This is a genomic window from Rahnella sp. R3(2024) (assembly GCF_042920125.1).
In the GTDB taxonomy this organism is placed as follows: Bacteria; Pseudomonadota; Gammaproteobacteria; order Enterobacterales; family Enterobacteriaceae; genus Rahnella; species Rahnella rivi.
Window position 1 is genome coordinate 1,560,563 of sequence record NZ_JBHGBU010000001.1, and the last position, 13,883, is coordinate 1,574,445.

At 54.2% G+C, this 13,883-nt stretch carries 10 protein-coding genes; 8 read left to right on the top strand and 2 right to left on the bottom strand.

Features of this window, described 5'->3' with window-relative positions; genetic code table 11:
- Positions 1-226 precede the first annotated feature (226 nt).
- The 3 genes from ABSH60_RS06970 to pdeR all read left to right on the top strand — a co-directional run bounded on the left by ABSH60_RS06970 (position 227) and on the right by pdeR (position 5,514).
- Positions 227-511 carry a YjcB family protein gene (locus ABSH60_RS06970; protein WP_056782389.1) on the top strand — a complete coding sequence of 95 codons (285 nt, stop codon included), beginning with the start codon at positions 227-229 and terminating at the stop codon, positions 509-511.
- 394 nt (positions 512-905) lie between these two features.
- The gene (gene bglX, locus ABSH60_RS06975) at positions 906-3,203 is read left to right on the top strand and encodes a beta-glucosidase BglX (protein ID WP_390973314.1); all 2,298 of its coding nucleotides are present in this window, start codon (positions 906-908) and stop codon (positions 3,201-3,203) included.
- A gap of 292 nt (positions 3,204-3,495) precedes the next feature.
- Complete coding sequence (pdeR, locus tag ABSH60_RS06980) at positions 3,496-5,514, top strand: cyclic di-GMP phosphodiesterase (protein ID WP_390973316.1); 2,019 nt, start codon at positions 3,496-3,498, stop codon at positions 5,512-5,514.
- Between the two features lie 29 nt (positions 5,515-5,543).
- Here pdeR and ABSH60_RS06985 read toward each other — a convergent pair whose 3' ends face one another.
- Entirely contained in the window at positions 5,544-6,410 is an 867-nt protein-coding gene (locus ABSH60_RS06985; protein ID WP_056782392.1) for a crotonase/enoyl-CoA hydratase family protein, read from the bottom strand.
- Between the two features lie 392 nt (positions 6,411-6,802).
- Here ABSH60_RS06985 and ABSH60_RS06990 point away from each other — a divergent pair, with 392 nt between their 5' ends.
- Entirely contained in the window at positions 6,803-8,839 is a 2,037-nt protein-coding gene (locus tag ABSH60_RS06990) for an FAD-dependent oxidoreductase (RefSeq protein ID WP_390973318.1), read from the top strand.
- A gap of 82 nt (positions 8,840-8,921) precedes the next feature.
- Here ABSH60_RS06990 and rlmG read toward each other — a convergent pair whose 3' ends face one another.
- On the bottom strand, positions 8,922-10,073 hold the full coding sequence (gene rlmG / locus ABSH60_RS06995) for a 23S rRNA (guanine(1835)-N(2))-methyltransferase RlmG (RefSeq protein WP_056782394.1): 1,152 nt from the start codon (positions 10,071-10,073) through the stop codon (positions 8,922-8,924).
- A gap of 171 nt (positions 10,074-10,244) precedes the next feature.
- Here rlmG and ABSH60_RS07000 point away from each other — a divergent pair, with 171 nt between their 5' ends.
- From ABSH60_RS07000 to ABSH60_RS07015, 4 genes are all read left to right on the top strand, one after another.
- Positions 10,245-10,751, top strand: a complete 507-nt coding sequence (locus ABSH60_RS07000) for a M48 family metallopeptidase (RefSeq protein ID WP_056782395.1) — start codon at positions 10,245-10,247, stop codon at positions 10,749-10,751.
- 24 nt (positions 10,752-10,775) lie between these two features.
- Positions 10,776-11,762: a Gfo/Idh/MocA family protein gene (locus ABSH60_RS07005; protein WP_056782396.1), complete on the top strand. Its 987-nt coding sequence runs from the start codon at positions 10,776-10,778 to the stop codon at positions 11,760-11,762.
- Positions 11,763-11,789: 27 nt separating this feature from the next.
- Positions 11,790-12,536, top strand: a complete 747-nt coding sequence (locus tag ABSH60_RS07010; protein WP_390973320.1) for a glutamine amidotransferase — start codon at positions 11,790-11,792, stop codon at positions 12,534-12,536.
- 298 nt (positions 12,537-12,834) lie between these two features.
- On the top strand, positions 12,835-13,809 hold the full coding sequence (locus tag ABSH60_RS07015; protein WP_305775599.1) for a TerC family protein: 975 nt from the start codon (positions 12,835-12,837) through the stop codon (positions 13,807-13,809).
- The last annotated feature ends 74 nt before the right edge of the window (positions 13,810-13,883 follow it).

Sequence of the window (13,883 nt, forward strand, 5' to 3'; positions counted from 1 at the left end):
AACGCACGGCCATGAATCAGCTGTGCGTTATACATAAAATGCATTAGCGAGCAATTTTTGCTCATCGCCCCTGCTCATGACGAAAATCTGATGATATAATGTGACATACATCACATTATTGTGTTTCTTCATTTTTTCAGTAAGCCCATTGCCCACCTTGTTTAAACAGCCTTTGCGGCTGATTTTGGCATCGTGCAACCGGCTGTAGTGAGTAAGGATTTTATCAATGGGAACGTTAACTGCCGGAATAGTCATGATGCGCTGGGAATTGCTGAGCGCTTTTTTGATGTTCTGCACCAGCCAGCTCAATATTCTGTGCCGCCAGTCGAGCCGCAACACCATGGCTTTCGTCTGTAGCGGTCTTGGCCTGACGGTGACCTGTTTCTTTGTCATGAGCCTGATGGGCATGACTTACAACGCCGCTGCCATTGCGCAATTCTGGTCAATGACCAAAGACGTTTTCTTCGATGTGATGAGTAAAACCCCCACCGATATGCCGTTCTATTATTAATGCCGTTTTATTATTGATTCCTGCCTGACAGATTGATCGGCTTTTTCCGGGCTGAGCATCACGCTCTGCCCGGCTCATTGTGCAAAAATCTCCCTTCCCGCGCTATTTCATCGCTCATTACTGAACCGATTTGTCATCTAATCCTAATTGTCTGAAATTGCGGGGTATATCGAACGTCTTTTAGTAGCCATCTGCCCGATTACCTGTAAATTGCGATCTGTCTCCACAGGTAAAAGATAATGTGCCGCACGATAAAACTATTGATTGCTAATAGTTGAAGGGTCGTATTAGATTCTCACACTATACTTTTCTTAGAATGATCATTGATTTGTTTGCTTCAGGCTGCTGAATTTTCTCTGTTTTGGCATCCCTGCTTATGGCTGAAGGAATTCCGATGAATACGCATCACATGCTCGGCGCGTTTGTGCTACTGGTAAGTTCTGCTTCTGCTCTGGCAGTAGAAACGGCGGGTATACCTCAGAATCAGGTAAAAGAGCGCAACGCGTTCATTGCTGATCTGATGAAAAAAATGACCCTTGATGAAAAAATTGGTCAGTTGAATCTGGTGACCGTCGGGACTGATTATCCGAAAGAAGCGATCATGGCCGATATTCGCGACGGCAAAGTCGGTGGCGTATTTAATACCGTGACCAAACCCGATATCCGCCGCCTTCAGGATGAGGTGAAAAACAGCCGCCTGAAAATCCCTCCTTTCTATGCGTATGACGTGGTACACGGCCAGCGCACTATTTTCCCGATCAGCCTCGGTCTGGCAGCCAGCTGGGACATGCAGGCCGTGGCCACCAGCGCACGCATTTCTGCAAAAGAAACCGCAGCCGATGGCCTGAACATGACGTTCTCGCCGATGGTAGATGTGACCCGCGATCCACGCTGGGGCCGTGTTTCCGAAGGTTTCGGTGAAGACACCTATCTCACTTCACGCCTTGCGCATGAAATGGTTACCGGTTATCAGGGCAAAGACCCGTCTGCCCCTGACGCTGTGATGGCAAACGTCAAACACTACGCGTTGTACGGCGCTGTCGAAGGCGGCCGGGAATACAACACCGTGGATATGAGTCTGACGCGTATGTTCAACGACTACATGCCACCGTACAAAGCCGCTGTCGATGCGGGTGCGGGCGGTGTGATGGTGGCGCTGAACAGTATCAACGGCACGCCTGCCACCTCCAACACCTGGCTTTTAAAAGACATTCTGCGTGACGACTGGCAATTCAAAGGCCTGACCGTCAGCGACCACGGCGCTATCGGCGGCCTGGTCAAACACGGCGTAGCCGAAGACGATCGTCAGGCGGCGGCCATGGCATTGAAAGCCGGTGTCGATATGGACATGGCGGATAACATGTACGGCAAGTATCTGAAAGGCCTGCTCGCTGACGGCATGGTCAGCCAGAATGATATCGACCGTGCGGTGCGTGACGTACTGGCCGCAAAATGGGACATGGGCCTGTTTGTGGATGAGTACCGTCATTTAGGCCCACAGTCGAGCGACCCGGCAGATACCAACGCCGAAAGCCGCCTGCACCGCAACGAAGCGCGCGAAGTGGCGCGAACCTCGCTGGTGCTGCTGAAAAACAACAATCAGACATTACCGTTGCAGAAAGCGGGCACCATCGCCGTGATCGGACCGCTGGCTGACAGCAAACGTGACGTCATGGGCAGCTGGTCTGCCGCCGGTAAAGCGGCTCAGGCGGTCACCGTCCTGCAGGGCATGAAAGATGTGCTCGGCGATAAAGGCAACGTTCTTTATGCACGCGGCGCTAACGTCACTGACGATCAGGCCATGGTGGATTTCCTCAACTCTTACGACAAGCAGGTGATCAACGACACACGTAAACCGCAGGAAATGATTGATGAAGCAGTGAAAACCGCTGAAAAATCTGACGTTGTGGTCGCGGTCGTTGGTGAGGCGCAAGGTATGGCGCACGAGGCGTCCAGCCGTTCTGAACTGAACATCCCGCAAAGCCAGCGCGACTTACTGAAAGCCCTGAAAGCGACTGGCAAACCGCTGGTCATTGTTCTGATGAATGGCCGTCCGCTGACGCTGTCATGGGAAAATGAAATCTCCGACGCGATGCTGGAAACCTGGTTCAGCGGCACCGAAGGCGGCCACGCGATTGCTGACGTGCTGTTTGGCGCTTACAACCCGTCAGGCAAATTGCCGATGACCTTCCCGCGCGCAGTGGGCCAGATCCCGCTGTATTACAGCTTCCTTAATACAGGGCGTCCGTTTAATCCACAGCATCCGGATAAATACACCACCCGCTATTTTGATATCACTAACGGCCCGCTGTTCCCGTTCGGTTATGGTCTGAGCTATACCGACTTCAGCGTCTCTGACGTCAGCCTGTCTTCCACCACCATGGATGCCAAACACCCGCTGACCGCCAGCGTGACGGTGAAAAATACCGGTAAACGCAGCGGCGCGACCATCGTGCAGCTGTATTTGCAGGACGTCACCGCGTCGATCAGCCGTCCGGTCAAGCAGCTGAAAAACTTCGAGAAAATCGAGTTGCAGCCGGGTGAGCAAAAAGTCGTCACCTTTACAGTGAACGAACAGGATCTGCGTTTCTACAATGATCAGCTGAAATGGGCTTCCGAGCCTGGCAAGTTCAACGTCTTCGTTGGGCTGGATTCAGAAAACGTCAAACAAACCAGCTTCCTGCTGAAGTAATCTCGAAAGCGATCTTCGGGCGGCATGCTCGCCCGGAGATCGGTCAAAAGCCCCTCAGTGCTGACGGCATCCGGCAACGTGTGTCGTCAGCACTGGGCGGCAATTTCTGCCCGTAAACTGGATATATAACGGACAGTTGCTAACCTTAATTTCAATGTGTTATGCCCTTTTGCCTTTATCCGCCGGATGCGGAGCGTTGCGAGTGGGCTCAACAGAGTAAGCTCCGTCTGTGCTGACTGTCGCCAGGTCACTGCGCAGACGGCGTTTTGCGTTCTTTGCGGAGAAACATTCCATGGTCGACTCACAAGATGCCTCCATCCTGTACCTGCATTTTGGTACGCCCCGCCCATACTGGCGACTGGGTTCAGACAGCAACGCGCTGGAGTTATCTGCTGAGAAAGGCATCGTCAACGTGGCGATCTCCCTGACCCAATGGCAGGCAGGAAAGATCAGACAACTGACCGGGATTACCTCAAGTTTTACGCTGGACATCACGCTGTTCGGATCACAGGTGCGCCTGTTTCTGGTGGGCCGAAAAATTGATGGTCAGGTCTGGGCGGGCACTGCGTCGGCCTATCAGGACACCGAGTCCGTCGCGCACGATTTAGAGGTCGGACTGACCTTTGCAGAGCAGGTCGTTTCCGAAGCCAATTCCGTGATCGTCATTATCGATCAGGAAGGCAAAATCCACCGTTTTAACCGGCTGAGCGAAGAGTACACCGGCCTGCGTGAAGAGGATGTTATCGGGCGCAGCGCCTACGATTTATTCATGTCGATGGAAGAAGGTCTGGCCTCACGTCAGAACATCAGCAGTTTCTTTCAGAACCAGCAATCCTACGAAGTCGAACGCTGGATCAATACCGTCAAAGGCCAGCGGCTGTTCCTGTTTCGCAATAAATTCGTTCACAGCGGCAGCGGCAAGCAGCAAAAATTTCTGATCTGCTCAGGCTCAGACATCACCGACGAACGTAAAGCGCAGGAGCGTTTACGCGTGCTGGCAAACACCGATCTTGTTACCGGTTTCGCGAATCGTAACGCGTTGCAGGAATCTCTGGCGACGGCGCTGAAAGACCGGGGTGACACGAAAGTCGGGCTGATTTACCTCGATCTCGACAACTTCAAAAAAGTTAACGACGCCTACGGGCATATGTTCGGCGACCACCTGCTGCGCGCAGTGTCAGATGCGATTCAGGATTGCCTTTCAGCCAACGATAAACTGGCCCGTCTTGGCGGCGATGAATTCATCATTCTCAGCTCAAATGCTGAAATCAAAACGATGGAAGCGCTGAGTCAGCGTGTTTTACACCGTCTGAGTATGTCGTTTCGTATCGGGCTGATTGAAGTCTACACCGGCTGTTCCGGGGGTATTGCCATTTGCCCGGAACATGGCACCGACGGCGATACCCTGCTGCAAAATGCCGATACCGCCATGTACGTGGCGAAGGAAAAGGGCAAAAACTCGCACTGCGTATTCTCTGTGGAAATGAATCAGAAAGCGGCGGAATACATGTGGCTGGACACCCATCTGCGTAAAGCGCTGGCGGAAAAAGATCAGCTGGTGCTGTATTACCAGCCGAAAGTGTCGCTGTACGGCGCCGTCAACAGCGTCGAAGCGCTGCTGCGCTGGCAGTCCCCGGAGCGCGGGCTGATTCAGCCGCAAAGTTTCATTCCCTACGCTGAAGAGTCCGGGCTTATCACGCCGCTTGGAAAATGGGTCATCGAAACCGCTACCCGTCAGGCGACAGAATGGCAGAAAAAAGGCCTCAACCTGCGCGTGGCGGTTAATCTTTCCGGGCGTCAGCTCAATAACGGGTCGTTCATCACCACGCTGGCAGAGGCCATGAAAGCGTCAGGCATGAAAGGCTGTTTGCTGGATTTTGAGCTGACAGAAAGTTGCCTGGTGGAAGACGAAGGCGCAGCGGTCACCATGATTAATCAGTTACATAAGCTGGGCGCGCAGGTGCATCTGGATGACTTTGGCACCGGGTATTCTTCGTTGTCACAACTGGCACGCATCCCGCTGGACTGCATCAAACTCGATCAAAGTTTTGTGCGGGGAATCAATGACAATCCGGTGTCTCAGGCGCTGGTGCGGGCCATTGTTGCGGTGGCAAAAACGTTGCAACTGACGGTGGTGGCAGAAGGGGTTGAAACGGCGGAAGAAGAAAAGCTGATCGACGAAATTGGCGTGGACAGCAAACAAGGTTTTCTTTACGCCAAGCCAATGCCCGCAACGGAACTCGAGCACTGGCTTGATGATAAAAACGTTGCTTCACCCAATGTGTTTAAACATAAAGCCAAACAGAAATAGCACCAGTGACGGGCTTTTTCTGTTTGCTGCTAGCCGGTTTTACGCAATGACGCCGTATGCCGGTTTTGCAGCATGACCAGCCGCTCCATGTAACTCAGATCTTTCTCCTCCAGCGTAAATGCCGCATCCACCCAATCCTCCGTGATATCCATCAGTTCCGAACGCGACAGCTGCAATACACGCTGGCGTGCGCGGAGCATCGCACGTATCCCGTTAAGTTTTGGCCGCAACGTATCCATAAAGGTACGCGTGGCGTTGAACGCCTCACCGGGCTGGAACAGGACATCCACCAGGCCCCGGCTTTCGAACCATTCCGCCGTATGCGATTCGCCGGTAGTGATCAGTTCCTCCGCGAGCCGCATCCCGGCTTTACGTGATACCAGCGAATAGCCCCCCATACCGGGGAACAGGTTAAACGCGATTTCAGGAAACCCCATCCTGGCCGTGTTCTGTGCCAGCACGTAATGGTGCGCCAGTGCCGCTTCAAACCCGCCTCCCAGCGCCGTTCCTTCAATCATCGACAAACTGATGGCACCGACATCGAACCCACGCGCGGCGGCGTGTACGCAGTCCACACAGGCTCTGGCGTAAGCGCGCAATGCTTCGCGCTTGTTGTTTACGATGGAATCGACAAAGAAGCTGAGATCGCCACCGACGTTGTACATATTGGGGACCAGCGAGCCGGTGACCCAAAAGTCGAAACGCAGCCCCGACGCTTTCGCGGCGTAGGTCAGTGTCATGATGTCTTCAATAAGCTCCTGATTAAAACAAGGACGTGGATAAGACCTGAGCATCATCCACATGACATTACGGCCTTCTTCATAATAGGCAGCAATTTGCGACAAATGCCCGGCTTCGGTAAACGGACGGCAGGCTGTATGGTCAATAAGATTCATAGTATATATCCAGGTTAGAATTGAATTTTAGGGTGAAGCAGCTCCAGCCTAGTCCAGCTCTAACCCGAACTGAATCGATTCGAGGTGTTTTTATAAGAATATTCCTAATGCACGAAATTCAATAAAAAAATGTTAAAAATAAACAACCTGCAATCAATCAATGTTGTGTAAAAACAGTGAAATAATGATTTCCCCCGCAAAAAAGCACTCGTTCGCCTCCTCAGTAATAATCTGTTAATTAAATAAACCTGATTAATAATATGAGGAAGAGTTAATAAAACCTTTCCGTTTTGCCACAGTGATACACGTCACAATCATGGCGCGCCCGCTTTCCAATTCTTCCGCCACCCGCTAAATTGAATTCATCTCCTCCGACCACTTAAGAGAATTCCATGACTGAACCCGCTTCGCTGTTTTATCCGCACCTGCTGGCGCCGCTGGATTTAGGCTTTACGCAGCTGAAAAACCGCGTGCTGATGGGATCCATGCACACCGGTCTTGAAGAGCTGGAAGACGGACCGGAACGGCTGGCGGCTTTTTATGCCGAGCGGGCCGCAGCGGGCGTCGGGCTTATCGTGACCGGCGGTATTTCGCCCAATGCGCAGGGCGTGGTTTATCAGGGCGGTTCGATCCTTGCCGAACAGCAACACATCACCCACCACCGCGTGGTGACCCGTGCGGTGCACGCCGCCGGGGGGAAAATCGCGCTGCAAATCCTGCATGCCGGACGCTACAGCTATCAGCCAAATCCGGTCGCACCTTCTGCCCTGCAGGCACCGATTAACCGTTTTACGCCCCATGCGTTGAGCGAAGAAGAGATCGAGGCAACGCTGGAAGATTTCGCGCGCTGCGCAGCGCTGGCGAAGGCGTCAGGTTATGACGGCGTGGAAATTATGGGCTCGGAAGGTTATCTGATTAATCAGTTTCTGGCCGCCAGAACCAATCAGCGCAGCGACCGCTGGGGCGGTTCGGCTGAAAACCGGATGCGTTTTGCTATCGAAGCCGTGCGCCGCGTGCGTGAAACCTGCGGGCAGGCATTCATCATTATTTATCGCTTATCCATGCTGGATCTGGTCGAAGAAGGCTCGGACTGGCTGGAAGTCGAAACGCTGGCGCAGCGCATTGAACAGGCGGGCGCGAGCATCATCAACACCGGTATCGGCTGGCACGAAGCGCGGATCCCGACCATCGCCACCATGGTGCCGCGCGCCGCGTTCAGCTGGGTGACGCAAAAACTGATGGGCAAAGTCGGCATTCCGCTCATCACCACCAACCGTATCAATGACCCCGACGTGGCTGAGAAAATTCTCGCCGAAGGCTGCGCGGACATGGTGTCGATGGCGCGCCCGTTCCTCGCCGATCCGGCGTTTGTGGAAAAAGCCGCACAGGGCCGGGCTGATGAAATCAATACCTGCATCGGCTGCAATCAGGCCTGTCTGGATCAGATTTTCGCTGGCGAAGTGACGTCCTGTCTGGTGAATCCGCGCGCCTGCCGGGAAACGCAGTTGCCGGTGATCCGCGCGCAGGTCCCCAAACGCCTGGCCGTCGTCGGTTCGGGCCCCGCCGGGCTGGCCTTTGCCACCACTGCCGCCAGCCGCGGGCATCACGTCACCCTGTTCGACGCACACAATGAAATCGGCGGGCAATTTAATGTCGCCAAACAGATCCCCGGCAAAGAAGAGTTTTATCAGACGTTACGCTATTACTCGCGCCAGCTGACGCTGCTTGGCGTGACGCTGCGCCTCGGCGAAACCGTCAGCGCCAGCCAGCTGACCGGCTATGACGAAGTGATCCTCGCCTGCGGTATTTCACCGCGCCTGCCGGACATTGCGGGCATAGATCATCCGTGCGTACTGACCTATCTCGACGTGTTGCGGGATAAAAAACCGGTCGGCCAGCGCGTCGCCATTATCGGCGCAGGCGGCATTGGTTTTGATACTGCCGAATACCTGATACATAACGGCCCGTCGTCGAGCCTGAGTGCTCAGGCCTTCAGCCACGAATGGGGGATCGACCAGAGCCTGACGTACCGTGGCGGGCTGGCGCCGTCTGGCCCGCAGCCGGAACCCGCCGCGCGGGATATCGTGTTGCTGCAACGCAAAACCACTAAAGTCGGCGCAGGACTGGGCAAAACCACCGGCTGGATCCACCGCGCCAGCCTGTTGCAGCGAGGCGTGAAAATGCAAAGCGGCGTGAGTTACGAGCGCATCGACGACGCAGGTTTGCACCTTGTCATGAACGGTCAGCCGGTATGTCTGGAAGTGGATAACGTGATTATCTGCGCCGGACAGGAGCCGCAGCGGGCCTTGTATCAGCCATTACAGGCGGCGGGTAAAACCGTGCATCTGATTGGCGGCGCAGACATCGCCGTCGAGCTGGATGCACGTCGGGCAATCGATCAGGGCACGCGGCTGGCACTGAACATGTAGACAACCGCCCTGGAGAATCACAGACGAAAAAAAAGCCGCGTGAGCGGCTTTTTTATTTCAAGACTTCAGGCTAAGGCATCAATCAGTGATGCGACGCCGTTTTCACCGCGCGCAGAATGACGAATTTCTGGTTGGTGGCGATAGTCGTGCAGTTACCGAACAGGCGACGCAGTTTCTGGTAGTAATCCAGATGACGGTTGCCGACGATGCGCAGTTCGCCGCCGGTTTGCAGGCAACGTTTGGCATCGCAGAACATGCGCCAGGCGGTGTCATCGCTGACGACCGTGCCCTGATGGAATGGCGGGTTACACAGCACCGCGTCCAGGGTTTCGCGTTCAACACCGGCCAGCATGTTGTTCACTTCGAAATGACAGCGGCTGACATCCTGCGGCAAGTTGTTTTCGACGTTGATACGGCTTGATTCCACCGCCATGTAGGATTCATCGACGAACAGCATTTCCGCGTCCGGGTTCAGTGCCAGGGCTGTCATACCGATGACGCCGTTACCGCAGCCTAAATCCACCATGCGTCCTTCAATGCCTTCCGGCAAATGTTGCATGAAGAAACGCGCACCGATATCCAGACCGCCGCGCGAGAACACGTTCGCGTGGTTGGAGATACGGAATTCACTGTCGTCCAGCGCCCATTCGGCGATCACCGGTTCGGCGGCCTGTGCTGGCAAGGTGGCTTCGCAATGGATCAGACGCGCTTTTTTCCACGCCAGACTGGTTTTGGTCGGGCCGAGGATTTTTTCAAACAGTTGCAGCGTGGAGGTGTGGATATCACGGGCTTTCGCCCCGGCGATAATCTGGGTGTCCGGCGTCACGACTTCGCGCAGGGCCAGCAATTGCTGTTCCAGCAGCGCCAGCGTTTTTGGCACCTTGATGATGACCAGCCCCGGATTGATCGGCAACGGCACCAGGCTGCTTTGCGCTGCCACGGCGTCTTCGTCAAAACCGTTCAGACGCAAGTTGTGGCGCGTGGCCAGCTGGCTCATGAAAGAGTCATTGATGCTGGTGGGACTGAACGCCTGCAATGCGCACGCCAGCGTGCCAAAAGCATCGTTGAAAATCAGCAGCGGACGGCCATTGAGCTCACCGGTGTTCAGGGTTTGCAGCAGATATTCATCAGCAGCTTCCCATGCCTGCAACTGCGTTGCCGCTTCGTCCTGCGGATAACGTTCCAGATCCAGTTGCAGTAACTGCCCACCTACTTCGGTTTCGAATTGGCTCATTGGCCCTCCTCAATATTCAATTTGCGCTGTTTATCCCCTAAATTGGGCTATCAGTAAAATGTTTTTTCAGTTAAAAAGGGGTTTATCTGCCGGATCCCAGCGATCGCGCTAAAATCCACGTTTATCGTTACGGCATCTTTTCCCCGTCAATAAGAGACAAAGCAAACAGTTATGCCTGAATTGACCTATCTGCAAGGCTATCCCGAGCACCTTCAGGCTCAGGTGCGTCAGTTAATCGACCAGGAACGTTTAGGTAAAGTCTTGCTGACGCGGTATCCGCAACCGCACGAGCTGACCACCGATAAATCGCTCTATCAGTATACGCTGGACCTGAAAAATCAGTTTTTGCGCAGTTCATCACCGTTAAGCAAAGTGGCCTACGACAATAAAATCCACGTGATGAAGCACGCGCTCGGCCTGCATACGGCGATTTCGCGTATTCAGGGCGGCAAGCTGAAAGCCAAAGCGGAAATCCGCGTGGCGACGGTGTTTAAAAGCGCGCCGGAAGCTTTTCTGAAAATGATCGTGGTGCACGAGCTGGCGCATCTTAAAGAGAAAGATCACAACAAAGCCTTCTATAGCCTGTGCTGTCATATGACGCCCGACTATCATCAGTTAGAATTCGACACGCGCATGTATCTGACGCATCTGGAAATATTCGGCAAGTTGTATCAATAATTAACCTACCAATAGGGAACACGCATGATTCGCTTTGCTGTCGTCGGCACCAACTGGATCACCCAACGTTTTATTGATGCCGCGCACGAGAGCGGAAAAATGAAGCTCACGGCGATTTATTCACGCACGCTGGAAGGTGCCAAAAAGCTGGGCGAGGATTATCCGGTCGGGCACTATTTTGATTCTCTTGAAGAAATGGCGGCGTCTGACCTGATTGACGCGGTCTACATCGCCAGCCCGAATTCATTGCATTACGCACAGTCTCTGCTGTTCCTCAGCCATAAAAAACACGTGATGTGTGAAAAGCCGCTGGCCTCTAATCTGCGTGAGGTTGAAAGCCTGATGGCCTGTGCGAAAGAGAACAACGTGGTGCTGTTTGAAGCGTTTAAAACGGCGTACCTGCCGAACTTCCTGCACATGAAAGGGGCGCTGAACCGCATCGGTAAATTGCGTAAAGCCATTCTGAATTACTGCCAGTATTCATCGCGTTATCCGCGTTATCTGGCGGGTGAAAATCCAAACACCTTTAACCCGGCGTTTTCCAACGGCTCGATCATGGATATCGGCTATTACTGCCTGGCCAGTGCCGTGGCGCTGTTTGGCGAACCGTTGTCCATCAATGCCACCGCCACCTTGCTGGAAAGCGGTGTCGACGGCCAGGGGACGGTGATCTTGTCTTATGCCGATGACTTCGTCGTGGTCATTAACCATTCCAAAATCAGCGACTCTCATCTGCCAAGCGAGATTCAGGGTGAGGAAGGGACGCTGCAAATGGAAAAAATTTCCGAATGCCAGACGCTGAGCCTGACGCCGCGAGGCAGCCAGAAGCTGGATCTGACGCAGCCACAGCACATCAACACCATGCTGTATGAAGCAGAAACGTTTGCGATTCTGGTGGATAACCAGTTTGTCGCGCATCCGGGGCTGGAAGTCTCGCGTATCACTGCCAAAGTGCTGACGGAAATCCGCCGTCAGACCGGGGTGGTGTTCCCTGCCGACCATCAGCCTTAACGATTATCACCCATTCGGGAGTCACAGATGACCGCACCCAGTCTGAAGCCGTTGTTGATTTTGCAAACCGGCCACGCGCCGGAGCCTGTCCGTCGGGCGCACGATAATTTCCCGCAGATGTTTATTCGTCAGGGCAATATCGACGCGCAGCAGGTGGTGATTGTCGATTTACAGGCCGGTGAGCGCCCGCTGCCGCCGGAACACTATTGCGGAGCGATCATTACCGGTTCGCGCAGCATGGTGACGGAGCATCTGGCGTGGAGCGAAGAAGCGGCGGACTGGGTACGCCTCGGGATGTTGCAGGAATTGCCGATGTTTGGTGCCTGCTACGGTCATCAGCTGATGGCCTACGCGCTGGGCGGCGAGGTGGATTACCATCCGCAGGGCATTGAACTCGGTACGCATGAAGTCACACTGACGCCTGCCGGACATCTTGATCCGCTGGTATCGCAGCTTCCGGCGCAGTTCGCGGCGAACCTGATCCACCTGCAAACCGTGATCACTCCGCCCGCGACGGCAACGGTGCTGGCGAAAACGCAGCACGATCCGCATCAGATTTTGCGCTACGGCCCGAACGCCATCAGCACGCAGTTCCATCCGGAATTCAGTCTGGCGGTGATGAAGACCTATCTGACCTGGCTGAGCTCGATCGCCGAAGACGAACGTGTAGACTTTGCCCATCAGGCTCAGCAACTTAGCGAAACACCGCTCAGTCAGGGTTTGCTGCGGGCGTTCGTGGGTGCCTTGGGTAAGCGACAGGCACTGGCGGGATAAAGTGCAAAGATATGTCAAAATGTTGACAGCAGTTACACTTTGAATTAATTTTTGGATCGCAAAGGGGAGTAACTTCTTCGTCGGATAATCGTCATTACGGTGTCTGGACCCGCGCTCACAGCAGCGCTGTCTCAGTCACCCGGTTACCGGGGCAACCAGAATCGTATTCTTTGGATGAATACATCTCGTTGTAAGTGAGACCTTGCCGGATGGCGAGGTTTGCTTACAGCTCAGAGAGAGCGGCTAACGTCTTCCGACGCTGGCCGTTTTTTTTTGATGTTTTTCGGAGGACAACGTAATGATGAATTCAGTAGGCAACCCGATGTTATGGGGCGCATTTGCCGTTGTTGTGGTGATTATGCTCGCGTTCGATCTGCTGTTGCAGGGCCGCAAAGGCGCGCAGGTCATGACCATGAAAAGCGCCGCTGTCTGGTCGCTGGTGTGGATTGGCCTGTCGTTGTTATTTAACGTCGGCTTCTGGTGGTATCTCAACGGCGAGTTTGGACGCGAAGTCGCAGACGCCCAGGCCACGATGTTCCTGACCGGCTACCTGCTGGAAAAAGCGCTGGCGGTGGATAACGTCTTCGTCTGGTTGATCCTGTTCAGCTACTTCTCCATTCCGGCCAACCTGCAACGCCGCGTGCTGATCTACGGCGTGCTGGGTGCGATCGTACTGCGTACCGGCATGATTTTCGCGGGCAGCTGGCTGGTGGGTCAGTTCAGCTGGATTTTGTACGTGTTCGGTGCGTTTCTGCTGTTCACCGGGATTAAAATGGCGCTGACCAAAGAAGATGACGGCGAGGTGGGCGAGAAGCCGGTGATCCGCTGGCTGCGCAGCAAAATGCGCATGACCGACGAATTGCACGGTGAGAAATTCTTTATACGCCGTAACGGCATTCTGTTCGCCACACCGCTGCTGCTGGTGCTGATTATGGTGGAACTGAGCGACGTGATTTTCGCGGTCGACAGTATTCCGGCCATCTTCGCCGTGACGACCGACCCGTTCATCGTGCTGACGTCTAACCTGTTTGCCATCCTCGGCCTGCGTGCGATGTACTTCCTGCTGGCGGGCGTGGCGGAACGTTTCTCGATGCTGAAATACGGTCTGGCGGTGATCCTGATTTTCATCGGTATCAAGATGCTGTTGCTCGACGTGTTCCATATTCCGGTCGGCGTTTCGCTGGGTGTGATTGCTTCGATTCTGATCATCACCCTGCTGATTAACACCTGGGTGAACCGTCGTAACGATCTACAAAATACGCGCAAGTCATAACATTACTCAGGAATAACGAATGGGCGGATATCACGACCATTCGTTATTTTACCTGTCTTATTTTCAGTGAAGTT

Bases quoted from the DNA above. Each gene is read 5' to 3' on its own strand.
- pdeR (WP_390973316.1), top strand. From the start codon at position 3,496: ATGGTCGACTCACAAGATGCCTCCATCCTGTACCTGCATTTTGGTACG.
- bglX (WP_390973314.1), top strand. From the start codon at position 906: ATGAATACGCATCACATGCTCGGCGCGTTTGTGCTACTGGTAAGTTCT.
- ABSH60_RS07000 (WP_056782395.1), top strand. From the start codon at position 10,245: ATGCCTGAATTGACCTATCTGCAAGGCTATCCCGAGCACCTTCAGGCT.
- ABSH60_RS07010 (WP_390973320.1), top strand. From the start codon at position 11,790: ATGACCGCACCCAGTCTGAAGCCGTTGTTGATTTTGCAAACCGGCCAC.
- ABSH60_RS07005 (WP_056782396.1), top strand. From the start codon at position 10,776: ATGATTCGCTTTGCTGTCGTCGGCACCAACTGGATCACCCAACGTTTT.
- ABSH60_RS06985 (WP_056782392.1), bottom strand. From the start codon at position 6,410: ATGAATCTTATTGACCATACAGCCTGCCGTCCGTTTACCGAAGCCGGG.
- ABSH60_RS06990 (WP_390973318.1), top strand. From the start codon at position 6,803: ATGACTGAACCCGCTTCGCTGTTTTATCCGCACCTGCTGGCGCCGCTG.
- ABSH60_RS07015 (WP_305775599.1), top strand. From the start codon at position 12,835: ATGATGAATTCAGTAGGCAACCCGATGTTATGGGGCGCATTTGCCGTT.
- ABSH60_RS06970 (WP_056782389.1), top strand. From the start codon at position 227: ATGGGAACGTTAACTGCCGGAATAGTCATGATGCGCTGGGAATTGCTG.
- rlmG (WP_056782394.1), bottom strand. From the start codon at position 10,073: ATGAGCCAATTCGAAACCGAAGTAGGTGGGCAGTTACTGCAACTGGAT.